The organism is Candidatus Flexicrinis affinis (assembly GCA_016716525.1).
GTDB classification, from domain to species: Bacteria; Chloroflexota; Anaerolineae; order Aggregatilineales; family Phototrophicaceae; genus Flexicrinis; species Flexicrinis affinis.
The window spans coordinates 1,720,823-1,734,482 of sequence record JADJWE010000001.1 but is presented as its reverse complement, the minus strand read 5'-3'; the positions used below and the strand labels follow the sequence as shown (position 1 = coordinate 1,734,482).

Below are 13,660 nucleotides of genomic sequence, written 5' to 3'. Positions count from 1 at the left end.
GCGTAATGTGGTAGGACCTTACGCGATGATATTCGTAACCGGCGCGGCCGGATTCGTCGGGCGTCATCTGGTGGAGCGACTGCTGGAGGCGGGCTATCCGGTACGGGTGCTCGTTAGCGCGCGCAAAGCGCGCAGCTTGCCGGAGTGGTCGTCACACCCGAACGTCGAGATCGTCACCGGCGTGCTCAGCGACGAAGAGACGTTGTACCGCGCATTGACCGGCGTGCACGTCGTGTTTCACCTCGACAGTGCCCAGTGGTGGGGGAGGCGGCGCAACCTCGAACGTGTCGAGCTGGTAGGGATTCGTTACCTTGCCGCCGCGGCACGTGCCGCGCGCGTCGGGCGGATCATTGTGCTCAGCCACCTTGGCGCGTCGCCGTCGAGCGGTTACACGCTGCTCAACGTCAAAGGTCAGGTTGAGGAGGCAGTGAAGGCCAGCGGACTGGCGTATACGGTTGTGCGCGCCGGCTTGATCTATGGCCCGGACGACGCGTTCATCAACCACATCGCGATGATGTTGAGCACCAACCCGGTCTTTTTTCTCATGCCCGGAAGTGGTGAGATCGTGCTGCATCCGATTCACGTGGAAGACGTCGTGTCGGTGCTGGTAGCGGCGCTCGAGCGGGTCGATACGGTAGACTTGACGACAGAGGTTGGCGGAGCGGAATACACGACGCTCCTCGACCTGATACGGACGATAATGCGCGTAACCGGAATGCGGCGGTTGATCATACCGACGCCACCGTATCTGCTTCGCATGTCCGCGCGCCTTGCGGCGGCCGTGTGGCGCCGGTCGCTGTTGACGCCACAATGGTTGGATCTGCTTGCCACCAATCACACGGCACGCATCGCTAACGCCTACGACGTGTTCGGGGTACGGCCGCGCCGACTCGAAGATTCGCTGGTAGGTTATCTGCCAAACAAACGCTATCTCCTGCGGGCGCTGGCGTACGTCCTGCGCGCACGCCCGCGCGAAGCCTAAAGGGTGAGGCATGGGAACGACTGAGGTTGAAATTCGGGCGCTGAGTTCGCTCGATGAGTTTTACGAGGCGGTAGACCTCCAGCGTACGTACTGGGGAAACGACACCGAGTCGGTCGTGCCGGCACAGATGCTGCACTCGATCGTCGAGTACGGCGGGCACGTGCTGGCGGCGTATGACGGTCCACGGATGGTTGGCGTGTTGATCGGGCTGATCGGCACTGACACGGAGGTGAAGGATCGTCCGGCCATGGCCAATCTGGTGATCGGCAGCAAACGGATGGTCGTGCTGCCCGAATATCGCGGCGCTGGGGTCGGGTATCGGCTCAAGCTCACCCAGCGTGACGTTGCGCGCGCCCTCGGGATCCGGCTTGTTACGTGGACGTTCGATCCGCTCAGAGCGCAGAACGCGTACCTGAACTTACGTAAACTAGGCGGTATCGTCCGCGACTACAAGATTAACGCGTATGGCACCCGCGACGGCGGCGGCCTGACGCGCTTTGGCTGGTCGGATCGTCTGCGCGTGCAGTGGTGGATTACCCACCGTCGTGTCGAGGAACGGCTGTTTGGGAGCCGGGTCGACCTTCAGGTGAAGCAGTACCTCGACGCAGGCGCGGTGATCGTCAATCCGACGTCGACGATTGACGGCATGACGGTCTACGGTCAGCATTACAACGACGTCGACACGTCGTTTGCGCTGGTCGAGGTACCGCTCGCCTTCGACGCCATCGCCGATACCGAGCCGCAGATCGCACAGGGTTGGCAGGCCCACATACGCGATGCCATGCTGCCGCTGTTTCAGCACGGCTACTTCATTTCGGACTTTCTGCGCGGGATGGTGGATGGGCGCGACCGCGTCTTCTACCTGTTCAGCGCGGACTATGGATTTGATTTCTCTTCACCGCAATAAGGATGCATGAAATGCACGCGATTACCATTTCCGATGTCCGGCTGTACCCGGTCGGACTACCGCTCGTTGAACGGCTTCGGACCAGTTACGGCGCCGAACCCTTCAAGTCCGCCATAATCGTCGAAGTAACAACCACCGAAGGCGCTGTGGGCTGGGGAGAGTGCCCGACCAAGATGCGCCCGAGCTATGCCTACGAGACGATGGGCACTGCACTCCACGTGATGCGCGAATTCCTTGTGCCGGCGCTGGTCGGCCACCGCTTCAGCTCGCCGACCGAAGTCCCCAAGCGCCTTGCGCCGATTCGTGGGCACCCGATGGCGAAGTACGCGCTTGAGGCCGCCGTTTGGGACGCATGGGCAAAGTCGAACCTGATCGGTCTTTCCGACGCATTCGCAAAGCACTTGCCAGAGGGCAATGCCCCGTCCGGTCGGGCGCTGGTCGGCGTGAGCATCGGTATTCAGGACTCGGTCGAAGCGACGATGGACATCGTCAACAAGCGCGTCGATCAGGGCTACGGGCGTGTCAAGCTCAAGATCGAGCCCGGGTGGGACATCGAACTCGCGCGCGCCGTCCGTGAAGAGCATCCCGACCTGTCGCTGATGCTGGACGCCAACAGTGCGTACACGCTTGCCGATACCGAGCACCTCAAGAAGCTGGACGAGTTCTACTTGTTGATGATCGAACAGCCGCTCGGCTCCAGCGACATCTACGATCACAGCAAGCTTCAACCGCAGCTTCGCACGCCGATCTGTCTTGACGAGAGCATCCACAGCGCCGGCGACGCCCGCCTGGCCATCGGAATCGGGGCGTGCAAGATCATTAACCTGAAGCCCGCGCGGGTCGGCGGTTACACCGAAAGCCTCGAGATCTACAAGGTGTGCGCCGAGCACGAGATTCCGCTGTGGATCGGAGGGCTGCTGGAGACCGGTGTTGGACGCGCCGCCAATCTCGCATTCGCGTCGCTTCCGGGAGTCAACCTGCCGTGTGACATTTCCGCGACCGACCGGTACTATCAGCGCGACTTGACCGAACCGCCGTTCGTGTTGGGCATCAACAGCACCATCGAAGTTCCGGACGGGTACGGCATTTCGGTCGACGTAAAGCGCGACCGGGTCCTTGAAGCGCAGTCGTACTGGGTTGCCAACTATCCGTATCGACATCAGCTGGGGGAAGAGCGGTGATCTTTAGCGACCGCGACATCAAGCGCCTGCTCGGGGAAAACCGCATCATCGTCGACCCCGCGCCGGACATTGCCACACAGCTTGGCTCATGCTCGCTTGACCTACGGCTGAGCGGCGAGTTCAGCGTGTTCGAGTACAACCGCCACCCGTTTATCGACGTGCGCGACCCGAGTGCCAGCCAAAGCATCATGAAGTCGCTGACGGTAGGGCCGGAGCAACCCTTCGTGCTGCATCCGGGCAGCTTTGTGCTTGGTATCACTCTCGAACGCGTTGAACTGCCGGATGACATCGTCGGGCGGCTCGAAGGGCGAAGCAGCCTCGGCAGGCTCGGAATCATCGTCCATGCCACGGCAAGCGTGATCGACCCTGGTTGGCGCGGAAGAATCGTCCTCGAACTCGCCAATCACGGGCAGATGCCGGTTGCGCTCTATCCGGGGATGCGCGTGTGTTCGGTGACGTTCGAACCGCTGAGCACACCGGTCGACACGCCGTACTGGAAGAAGGCGGAAGCGAAATACCGGAATCAGGACAGCGCGCAGGGCAGCAGGATCGGCGACGACCCCGATCAGCCTGCTACGAAAAGGAGCGACGCATGACACGACACCCGGAGCATCAGTACCTCGACCTGCTTCAAGACGTGCTCGACAACGGCGTCGAGAAGAAGGAGTTCAACACGGGTATCGGCTTGCGCAGCGTGTTCGGCCGCATGATGCGCTTCGACTTGTCTCAGGGTTTCCCGCTGCTGACCACCAAGAAAGTGTATGCGAAGGCGATCATCCACGAACTGGTGTGGTTTCTGCGCGGCGATGCCAACATCAAGTATCTGGTCGACAACAACGTGCACATCTGGGACGACTGGGCGTACAAGGAGTACAAGAAAGCCGCGTCCGCCGGCAGCGTGCCCGAGTTGACCGAGGAGTCGTTCATCGGCAAGATTCGCGACGATGCCGACTTTGCGGCCCGGTGGGGCGAACTTGGCCCGGTGTACGGGCGTCAGTGGCGGCGCTGGCCCGCCTCGGATGGCCGTGAGATCGACCAGTTGACGTGGGCAGTGCAGAAACTAAAGAAGTACCCGGATCGAAAGCACGTCGTCGTGAGCGCCTGGAACCCGGAGTACATCTACGAGATGGCCGCGCCCGGCACGTCGATGGCGATTCCGCCCTGTCACACGCTATTTCAGTTCAACGTGCAGGAAGGGCGCCTGAGCTGCATGTTGTTCCAGCGCAGCGCCGACCTCTTCCTCGGCGTTCCGTTCAATATTGCCAGTTACGCGCTGTTGACACTCATCATGGCGCAAGTGTGTGGCTACGCACCGGGCGAGTTCATCCACTCACTGGGTGACGCGCACATCTACAGCAATCATTTGGAGCAGGTACGGGAACAGTTGAGCCGCGAGCCGCGTCCGTTCCCGGCAATGCGCATCAACCCGGCCAAGACCGAGCTGGACTCGTTCGTTTACGAGGACTTTGCGCTCGAAGGGTACGACCCGCACCCGCTCATTCGCGGCGAGATCACCGTGGTCGGCGGCTTCAACGAGGAAGACCGCAAGGAATTTCAGAGCCGCGGGGCATAAGAGAAGGCCGGCGCGCTGAAACCCTTCAGCGCGCCGGTTGGTACTTATTCGATGACGAACGTCCTGTCCGTGCCGTAGTAGTCCGGCCAGTTGGCGTTGTAGTGGGCGAACATGCGCTCAAGGCGATCCTGCGCTAACTCCTCGCAGTCGAGTTCGGCCATCAGCCGGCGCAGTTCGGCTTCCACTTCTGCCGCACGATCGGCGTCGTCAACCACGCGCTCGAACTCCGCCAGATAACCATAGCCCGCGTTGCGGTCGATGCACACGACCGTCCCGTCCGCCAACTGATACGCATCGCGTTCCCGTGACCAGCGCGCCTGAACCTGATATCCAGCCGCCACCACTTCGTTGTCCAGCGCGTTCAGGTCTAGCGTGGTGACTAAGGCCTCGAACTCGCGGCGCTGTATGCCGTTTTCGCTGGTCGTGTCGTCCACCGCCGCCTTGACGATGAGCAGCACCGCATCATTGAGCAACCGGGTACGGACCGATGCCGAACGTGCAGCGACGGTGATGCTGTCGAGCAGCGCCGCGTCACGGGGCGAAAGGTGACTCGTCATGCGGGTCGCGAGCGATGGCAGTGCGCTGCCCATGAAGTAGTGATTGAGCTGCTTGCTCTGCTCGACGAGCTGCGCTTGACGTTCAAGCAGCTTCGCGCGCAGAGCGTCCGCAGCGTCACGCCCGCCGAGCAGCGATTTCAGTTCGATCTCGTACGTCATCGCTAGCTCGACGGCTCGGCAGTGGCCTCAGGCGGAATGCTGTCGGCTGGGGCCGGTGTCACAACGATCACTTGCCCGGCGCTGGTGTCGATCGGCGGAAGGTCTGCCGCGCTGAAGACACCGAACCGCTCGATCACGACCTCGAACTCGCCGCGGCCGGAGACGCTGTTGACGTTGAGTTCGTACGCGCCGGTTTCCTCGATAGTCAGGCGCTCGACCCGTGCGTCAAAGCGGCCAAGATCGGTCGCTTCGGTGCCGTGATCGTCATTGGATGCGACGTAGATCGCGTCCGGCGTCAGAACTTCGATCTCGGGATCGAGGCTGTCGTTGAGCGCGCGTGCGGTCAGCCGGACGATCTCGCCAGCCTCGAAGTCGACATAGAACGTGTTCCGGGCGCGCACTTCGGACGAGCCGGTCAGGGTCTCGGTGCGTGGTTCGCCGCTGAGCTTGCCGTGCCGCTGGATGACAAGCGCAAACGTGCCGGTTTCCTGATCGTTGAATGGACGAAGTTGGAGTGTATAGACGCCGGCCTCGCCGATCGTTACGCGATACAGGCGGGGATCGAGGTCGCTCAAGAACAAATCGAACGTGTCGTTGTCGTCATTGCGCGCAATGACGCTGCCGGCCGGGTCGCGCAGGTTCAGGCGCAGGTCGTACTCCGGCTCTTTGCCGATCGCAGCGACCGAGATGACCTCACCGGCTTCGAGATTCATGTCCAACTGGTAACGTTCGAATGGCGCAAGCTCGCCTTCTATGACCTGAATGCTGCCGATCCCGATTGCGCCTGCGTCGCCGGGAAGCACGCTCAACGTGATTTCGCCCGAGCCAGCCAGCCCGCTGCGCCCGACCAGCACGACGTACTGCCCGGCGATCAGAAGCGTGTTGTCGAAGGCCGCGTCGGTCGCTTTGACCGCAACCTCTGACGACGGGTTGTTGTCGATGGTGATAATCTCCCGTCCGTAGGCGTCGCCGAAACGAATCACCGGGTCGGTCTCGTCTGCCGAGGTCGCCAACAATGTCACCACGCTGGGTTCACTGATCGTCAGGATGACCGGTGCTGCCGCGGCTGGCCCCTCGTCGTCCACGATCACGGTCACGCTGCCGCCAACTTCAATGGTCTGCTGTTGAAACGGCGCGGCGGCAGCCGACAACATCAACAGCGCAAGCCCTGCCGCGACGACGAGCAGAGAAAGCTTTCGCATAACAACCCTCCACGACCAGATACAGAATGTCCTTGTTCATCTTGGACCAAAACGCAGTTCGTGGCAAGTCGCTGTAGGGGATGCTGCACTGGCGCGTAGGGCAGGCGCGCGGTACAATGCCGCCGTCACGCACAGTCGGCAGTACGAGCGAGGAAGCGCAATGGCGACGGACGCCCGCAAGTGGTTCTACAGTACACCGGAACCACGCCCGTATTACATCGAAGAGCGCATCAACCACACGCTGTGGAAGAACCGGTTGCAGGGTCTGTCGATGATCTGCACGCAGTGGACGGTGCCGATCAAGATGGAAGGCAACTGGAACGGCATGCTGGTGCGTTTCGAGTGGGAACCGGGCAAGTACTTCGTGCTTCGGATGGGCGAGAAGCGCAAGGACCTGATCGGGGTTGTGCGCCAGATGCTGTTCGGCCTAGTGCCCGTGCTGGAGTACGAAGACCCCGAAGGATTGTACGTTGTCGAGTGGCACACCGATGGCGGGGCGGGGCGCTGGGCGCAGATTCAGGGCAATCCCGCGTATCAGGGCCTGCGCCGTATCGCACGCCGCTCGCAGGTGAGCGAGAACTAGTTCTAGCAGCAGAACGTTAAAAGCAGGCGGGGCTTCGCGGCCCCGCTTTCGATTCAAGCCGGTATTCGTTTGTTGTTAGACGCGGCTGTCGATCTTGGAGTATTGATCGGGTGACAGAGCGCGGCGCATACGCGTCTCTCATCACTCAGCACTCTCAACTTTGCATTTTAGTACACGATAGAACTCAACGAGGACTTAAGCGTCGTTCGCAAGGCATCGACACTCTTTGCCGAGGGATTGTCGTGATTGACGCGCGCGAGGCGAATGTCGACCGGACGCGCGCCCTCTTGCCGGGCCTTCGGCGGGAGGAACCGCGGGAACACGTCGGCTAGCCGGGACTTGAGCGACTCCACAACCTTGTCGGCCACATTCGGCGGAACGAGGAACACGATGTCGTCAGTCGTCACATGTCCGACGTACGCGCTCTCCTGATCGAGATCGCGCAGAACGCTGCGCAGGGTGAGCGCAACCGCGCGCAGCAGGTCGGCGCCGGCGATGAACCCGTATTCGTTCTTGAATCGGTCGATGTCTACCAAGCTGAGCTGAAACGCCGTCCACTCCGACGCGTACGCGAACAACTGCGCCAGCTTGCGATCGGTCTCCGGTGCAAGCGGAAACTCCGTCACCGGGTTGGACGACTTGCGCATTTGCGAGCGGCTGAGCGCGTTTCGCACGCGCAGCTTCAGTTCGTAGGAGTCGAATGGTTTAGTGATGTAGTCGACCACGCCCAGCTCAAGCCCATGAAGCCTGTTGGAACGTTCGCGACGTTCGGTCAACAGGATCACGGGTATGCGGCGTGTTTCCGGGTTTTCCCTCAGGTGACGAAACACGGCGAAGCCGTCTATATCCGGCAATCTCACGTCGAGCAGCGCGAGGTCGACCCGTTTGCTGCGCGTGATTTCGAGCGCCTCTGTTCCGGTGAAGGCCGGCATGACGACGTAGCCTTCGCGCTCGAACAGCTCGCAGACCATCTCGTTGAGGTCGACATTGTCTTCGACAATTAGGAGGTGAGAGCCGCCCATGCGCGGGCCTCGCAGGGGTTATATCAGCGGGAGCAGGTCTTTGACGGTGCGCGAGATTTCCAACAGGATCAAGCCCAAGCGGGCTTCCTTGCGCGCCATGACCGTGAGCACGGCCTCCTCGCCGACAGCGTTGAGGATCGCAAACCCGTTGACGCCGCGCACCTGTACCTGCTCAAGTTCGCCGCGGCCCAGCTCGCCCGAAATCCGCTCGCCCAGCGACAGCATCACCGCCGACATCGCACTGATGCGGTCTTCCTCGACGCCGGCCTGCAGCGCGGATGCAATCGCCAGTCCGTCCACGCTCACGACAACGGCGCCCTCGATATCGCCCGTTGACGAAAGCAGTTCGCGCAGCCGTTCGAGCAGTTGTTCTGTACGAGATTTGGTCAAGGCCAAACGCTCCTTAGGATTTCGCGCAAACACGCTGAATGTATCTTATAGTAACCGAAAACTGTGTCGCAATGCCAAAGATTTCCCGCTATGTGTTCGCGGGAGGAGTCGTTAGAATCGGCGGCGGAGGTCCGCTAAATGTCTCGATTCCAATCCCCGCGCGTTGGGGTGCTGCCTGGGATCGCCGCGATCGTGCTGCTGTGCGGCGCGGCGATCATTCCGTTCGTGCAGGGCGTGATGCCGGAGACGGCCGACGGCACGATTCACCTGTATCGACTCCCGATCCTTGAGCACGCCATGCAGGACGGCAGCCTCTGGCCGAGATTCCCGGTCGCGACAGTGTACGGTTACGGATCGCCGCTGTTCAACTACTACTCACCGCTGTCGCTGTACCCCATGCATGCGCTCCATCTGGCCGGCCTGAGCTTCACGCAAGCGTGGCTGTTCGGGATGGCGTTCTATGTTGCGGTGGCGGGGCTGGGCATGTACCTGCTGATGACGGCTTGGGCCGGCAGTTTCGCCGGAGTTGTCGCGGCAGCAGCTTATGTTTACGCCCCGTATATCGTCTACGATACGCTGTGGCGCGGTACGACCAGCGAGACCGCCGCGCTTGCGGTCCTGCCGTGGGTGTTGTGGGCAATCAAGCTGCTGGCCGACGCGCCGTCGCGTAGGTCGTTCCTCGCCGTCGTCCTGTCGACCGCGCTGTTTGTGCCGATGCACAACATCACGTCTGTGATTGGCGGCGCGCTGATCGGTGGATACGGGCTGTTCGTCGTAGCGGCCAGCCGATCGCGCGGGTTGGAGCTGGTGCGCGTTGTCGGCGCCTTGATGTTGGGGCTGCTGCTTGCCTCGTTCTACTGGTACCCGGCTATCCGCGAGACGCCGAACATTAAGATCGATGCCATTACCGGCGCGTTGTCCGAAATCGACGTCACGCAGAACTTGCGCAGCGCGTGGGAGTCGTTTGCCGTTCCCACACCCGCGGATCCGTCGCGTCAGCAAGCGCCGGCGGCGGTCGCGCTTGGCTGGCCTCAACTGCTGGTGGCCGCCATCAGCGTTTTCGGCTTACGCCGCTTGGGAGCGCGGCTGGCATGGCTCGTAATTCTGTCGGTTGCTGCCATCGCCCTGATGATGTTCATGACCACCCCTGCATCTGAGGCGCTGTGGCGTACACTACCGCTCATTGGATATACCCAGTACCCGACGCGGCTGTTGGGCTTGGCGAGCCTGCTGCTCGCGATGGTCGCCGGCCTCGGCGGCGTTGTCATCGCCTCTCGTGCGGTGCGCTGGAACGGCAAGGCCGTCGCGGTCGTGATACCGGTCGCAGCGATGGTGCTGTGGGCGCTGCCGATGACGACCCGCACCCCGCTTCCTGAACATCAGCCAGAGTCGGTGGTTGATGCCCTCGACTTTGAAGCGAGGTCGGGGTTTGTCGGGTCGTCTTCGTTTGGCGAATACGTCCCGATCTGGACCTCGGAGATGCCTGATGAAACTGCGCTGCGTGACAAGTACGCATCTGATACGTTCGTCCCGCGTATCGCGGATGGCGACACGTACAGTATCGAAGCGGCGGAGTGGCGCAATACGTGGGGGCGCGTCACGGTCGAGTCGGAACGGCCCACGACCCTGACGTTCGACTGGCTGTATCTCCCGTATTGGCAGGCGATGATCGACGGCGAGTCCGCCGAAGTCCGTCCGAGCCCGGAAGTCGGGTTGGTTCAGGTCGATGTCGAGGCTGGTCGATCGACCGTCGAGATCAGCCTCGTGCCGTCGCGCACACAGGTAATCGCCACGATTGCGAGCGCGGCCGCGATCCTTGCTACGATCGGGGTGCTGGGGTTGTGGCCTGTCCTGCGCGGCCGGCGCACAGTCGTATTCGTGACGCGGTTCGAGGCAGCGCGTGATGTGCAGCGTGCCGTGATTGCCGCCGTACTCGCCGGGATACTGGGCATCGGAATCAAGCTCGCGTATGACTTGCTGCCGAATCCGTTGCGATCGAGCCGATTCGAGAGTGGCGTCCTCGCGGACGCGAGGCTCGAACGCCCCGTCGAGTTCGCCAGTGGTCTGACACTGCTCGATGCAGAGATCGCGGATAAGCCTGTTCCTGCCGGTTCGGTCACGGCCATGACCTTTGCGTGGACGGCGGCTGACGAGGTCACGCCCAAACTGATACCGGTTGTTCGCGTCAAGGACGCCAGCGGGCGCGACGTGGCACGCACTACCGACGATCGGCCGGGCGGACTCGAGACGCAGCACTGGCGGCCGGAGCAGTACGTCGTGCAGCAGACCTCGCTGACCGTGCCGGGCGGGACGCCTCCCGGGCGCTATGCGATCGGGGTCGAGGTGTACGATCCAGCAATGAGCCGTGCGCTCGACGTGGTCGATGTCGCAGGGAACCCTGCCGGCGTGACATTCATCGTTGGCGAGCTGGAGGTTGTTCGCGGAGAGCCGGCGCTCGTGCCGGCGTCGGCCGACGAGTACGACCTCAGCACAGTCAGCGCGGCGCTTGTCAACGATCTGCCTGCTGCTGCGACATCCGGTGACACAATCGTGATTGACGTCGTGTGGACGGTCAAGGTGCTGCCGGTGCCGTCGGATGTTCGCGTGGAGTGGCGCGCCGAATCCGGCGACAGCTTCGGGATCAGTACACTCTCGCTGGATCGTCCCTTCCCGGTAACGCAGTGGCGGATCGGCGACCGATGGCGTCTATCGCACGCCTTGGTCGTACCGCCGCATGCGGCAGGTCGCATCTCGATGATCCTGACCGGCGATCGAAGCAGCACCGAGATCGGCACGCTGCAAGTTGCAGCCCCGACCCGAGTCTACAGCGCGCCACCACAGGCGATCGATGACGGGGCTGCATGGGCAAACGGGGTCGTGCTTGAGGCGTACGCGATCGCTGACGGAACGATCACGTTCTACTGGTCGAACAGTACCATTCTCCGCAGTGGACTGCGGCGCTTCGCACAGGCGATCGACGAGTCCGGCATGCCGCGTGTGGTGGTCGATGGCCCGCCCGCGCGCGCCGTGACGAGCTGGTTGCCCGGGGAGATTGTAGCCGACACAGTCACGCTCGAACTCCGGCCGGGCGAGGAGCTTAGGGTAGGGTGGGTCGATCCAACCTCGGGCGCGCGCATTGAATTGGCTGCAGGTGGCGATTTTGCCGCGGTGATGAGGCGCTGACCTATGGATATCTCGCTGGTCACGTCATTTTACCGCGCCGCACAACACATGCCGGCGTTCTTCGCTGCCGCCACAAAACTAGACGCCGCCGTGCGTGCAGCGGCCCGAACCGTAGAATTCGTGATCGTGGCGAACGACGCGCAGCCCGACGAGCGCGCGAACATCGAAGCGTTCGCGAGGACTGTGCCAAACGTGCGCATCCTCTACGTTGACCGTGAAAGCCTGTACGCGAGTTGGAATCGCGGTGTCGAGGCCGCTGCAGGGTCGGTCATCGGGTTCTGGAACGCCGACGATGTGCGCTACAGCGGCGCCCTGTTGGACGCCGCGGCCAAGGCACGTGACGGGCATGACTTCGTCTACTTTCGGTTCGTTATCGATTTCGGGGACGGCCGGCGAAAGATCGCGCCTGCGGGGGAGATCACGCAGGAACGCCACCGGCAGCGGATGAGCGCCGGACCGTTCTTCATGTTCACGCCGACGCTGTATCGACGCGTCGGCCCGTTTGACGCGCGCTTTCGCATAGTCGGCGATTGGGAGTGGGTGGTTCGGGCGATGCGGCAGACGGAGCTGTGCCTGAGCGACGAACTTGGCGGCATGTTCGTTCTGCACGGCGGCAATTTGAGCGATAGCGGCAACCCCCGTCAGCTTGCCGAACAGAACGTCGTGTGTCTGCTACACGGACTGCACGACAGCGTTACGCCCGCGCCGCCCGACGCGATGCGCAGCGCAATCGCAGAATGGGCCGATGACCTACACCTCGCACCTGACCTAGAGGCCGGGCTTATCGGCGAGGGCGCACACGAACGGTATGTCGTGTGGGTGGCTGAGAAAGCGGCGGAGGCCAATGCGGTTGCACGGTCCGAAGCGTGGAAAGCGCCGATCCGCCGCACGATCGACCGCCTGCGGCTTCGTGGGCTGCTGCGAGCGCTAGGGCTGGTCGGTTCGCCGGACGTGCCACGATGACTGATCCTCGCATTTCGATCGTCATCCCCGCTTACAACGCGCGCAGCACGATCGCGGATGCGGTCGATTCGTGCCTTGCACAAACGTTCCCCGACTTCGAAATTATCGTCGTCGACGACGGCTCGAGCGACGGTACCGCCGACCTGCTGGCCGAGCGGTACGCCGACGAGCCGCGCTTGCGGGTCATCCGGCAGGAGAACGCGGGCGTTTCCGCTGCCCGCAACGCCGGAATTGCGGCGGCGCGCGGCGAATTCATACATTTCCTGGATGCAGACGATAACCTGCTCCCGCAGAAGCTCGAAGCCAGCCTTGCGATCGTCGACGGCGATCCAACGGTCGGCGTGGTCTATGGGCCGGGTCAGCCGGTCGAAGATGATGGGCGCACGCCGATTCCGATGACATATCCCGAGCTGCCCAGCGGCGACGTGCTCAAGGAATGGCTGGCGGGAGTCATGGCGAATGGGACGTTCGGCGTGACTCCCAGCGTGATGGTGCGCCGGTCGCTGTTTGACACGGTCGGGCTATTCTCGCCGATCCCGACGCCGACCGAAGACTGGGATATGTGGATACGGCTCGCGGCGGTCACCCGTTTCGGCGCGCTGAAGGACGTCCTCGTACGCTACAGGCGACTAGACACTGGCCTGAGCGCGCGCAAGCTGGCGGTGGCGCTTGGGCGGCTGCGCACGATCGAGCGCGCGCGTGCGCTCCCCGAAGTTCAACGGTTGTTCTCAAACACCGCGCTTAATCACATGGAAGCAGGACGTTGGCATACAGTCGGGTTGGCGCACTGGAAGGCCGGCGACCGGACAGCGGCGCGCGGCGCGTTCGAGCGTGCGTACGACCTCGCCCCGTCCACCTCTCGGCGGCTGTATGTGCTGGCGTCTCGCTACCTGCCCTTGTGGAGCGCCAATTTGCTCGGTTCCGTGTTACAACTACTGCGGCGGTGAGGTAAACGTGC

The 13,660-nt window shown here is 62.6% G+C and carries 13 protein-coding genes; 9 read left to right on the top strand and 4 right to left on the bottom strand.

Annotation, left to right across the window (positions count from 1 at the left end; all coding sequences use genetic code 11):
• Nucleotides 1-25: 25 nt before the first annotated feature.
• From IPM16_07515 to thyA, 5 genes are read left to right on the top strand one after another with little or no spacing between them, the layout of a single operon-like run.
• Entirely contained in the window at nucleotides 26-982 is a 957-nt protein-coding gene (locus tag IPM16_07515) for an NAD(P)H-binding protein (GenBank protein ID MBK9122958.1), read from the top strand.
• Nucleotides 983-992: 10 nt separating this feature from the next.
• Nucleotides 993-1,889: a GNAT family N-acetyltransferase gene (locus tag IPM16_07510; protein MBK9122957.1), complete on the top strand. Its 897-nt coding sequence runs from the start codon at nucleotides 993-995 to the stop codon at nucleotides 1,887-1,889.
• An 11-nt stretch (nucleotides 1,890-1,900) separates the two neighbouring features.
• On the top strand, nucleotides 1,901-3,070 hold the full coding sequence (gene menC / locus IPM16_07505) for an o-succinylbenzoate synthase (protein MBK9122956.1): 1,170 nt from the start codon (nucleotides 1,901-1,903) through the stop codon (nucleotides 3,068-3,070).
• Nucleotides 3,067-3,666: a dCTP deaminase gene (locus IPM16_07500; protein MBK9122955.1), complete on the top strand. Its 600-nt coding sequence runs from the start codon at nucleotides 3,067-3,069 to the stop codon at nucleotides 3,664-3,666. Before menC ends, IPM16_07500 begins: the two co-directional genes overlap by 4 nt.
• Nucleotides 3,663-4,643, top strand: coding sequence for a thymidylate synthase (gene thyA / locus IPM16_07495; protein ID MBK9122954.1), 981 nt, complete (start codon nucleotides 3,663-3,665; stop codon nucleotides 4,641-4,643). The genes IPM16_07500 and thyA overlap by 4 nt, the downstream gene beginning before the upstream one ends.
• A 44-nt stretch (nucleotides 4,644-4,687) precedes the next feature.
• On the opposite strand, the gene IPM16_07490 is transcribed toward thyA, so the two are convergent.
• Together IPM16_07490 and IPM16_07485 are read right to left on the bottom strand one after the other, a co-directional pair.
• A complete protein-coding gene (locus tag IPM16_07490) occupies nucleotides 4,688-5,359 on the bottom strand; it encodes a CYTH domain-containing protein (protein MBK9122953.1) in 672 nt (223 codons plus the stop codon).
• A gap of 2 nt (nucleotides 5,360-5,361) precedes the next feature.
• Complete coding sequence (locus IPM16_07485; GenBank protein MBK9122952.1) at nucleotides 5,362-6,561, bottom strand: hypothetical protein; 1,200 nt, start codon at nucleotides 6,559-6,561, stop codon at nucleotides 5,362-5,364.
• 160 nt (nucleotides 6,562-6,721) lie between these two features.
• Here IPM16_07485 and IPM16_07480 point away from each other — a divergent pair, with 160 nt between their 5' ends.
• The gene (locus IPM16_07480) at nucleotides 6,722-7,144 is read left to right on the top strand and encodes a hypothetical protein (protein MBK9122951.1); all 423 of its coding nucleotides are present in this window, start codon (nucleotides 6,722-6,724) and stop codon (nucleotides 7,142-7,144) included.
• Nucleotides 7,145-7,311: 167 nt separating this feature from the next.
• Here IPM16_07480 and IPM16_07475 read toward each other — a convergent pair whose 3' ends face one another.
• The gene (locus IPM16_07475; protein ID MBK9122950.1) at nucleotides 7,312-8,166 is read right to left on the bottom strand and encodes a response regulator; all 855 of its coding nucleotides are present in this window, start codon (nucleotides 8,164-8,166) and stop codon (nucleotides 7,312-7,314) included.
• Between the two features lie 18 nt (nucleotides 8,167-8,184).
• A complete protein-coding gene (locus tag IPM16_07470; protein MBK9122949.1) occupies nucleotides 8,185-8,556 on the bottom strand; it encodes a roadblock/LC7 domain-containing protein in 372 nt (123 codons plus the stop codon).
• A gap of 138 nt (nucleotides 8,557-8,694) precedes the next feature.
• On the opposite strand from IPM16_07470, the gene IPM16_07465 reads away from it, so the two are divergent.
• From IPM16_07465 to IPM16_07455, 3 genes are read left to right on the top strand one after another with little or no spacing between them, the layout of a single operon-like run.
• Nucleotides 8,695-11,739: a hypothetical protein gene (locus tag IPM16_07465; GenBank protein MBK9122948.1), complete on the top strand. Its 3,045-nt coding sequence runs from the start codon at nucleotides 8,695-8,697 to the stop codon at nucleotides 11,737-11,739.
• Between the two features lie 3 nt (nucleotides 11,740-11,742).
• Nucleotides 11,743-12,702: a glycosyltransferase gene (locus IPM16_07460; protein ID MBK9122947.1), complete on the top strand. Its 960-nt coding sequence runs from the start codon at nucleotides 11,743-11,745 to the stop codon at nucleotides 12,700-12,702.
• The gene (locus IPM16_07455) at nucleotides 12,699-13,649 is read left to right on the top strand and encodes a glycosyltransferase (protein ID MBK9122946.1); all 951 of its coding nucleotides are present in this window, start codon (nucleotides 12,699-12,701) and stop codon (nucleotides 13,647-13,649) included. Before IPM16_07460 ends, IPM16_07455 begins: the two co-directional genes overlap by 4 nt.
• The last annotated feature ends 11 nt before the right edge of the window (nucleotides 13,650-13,660 follow it).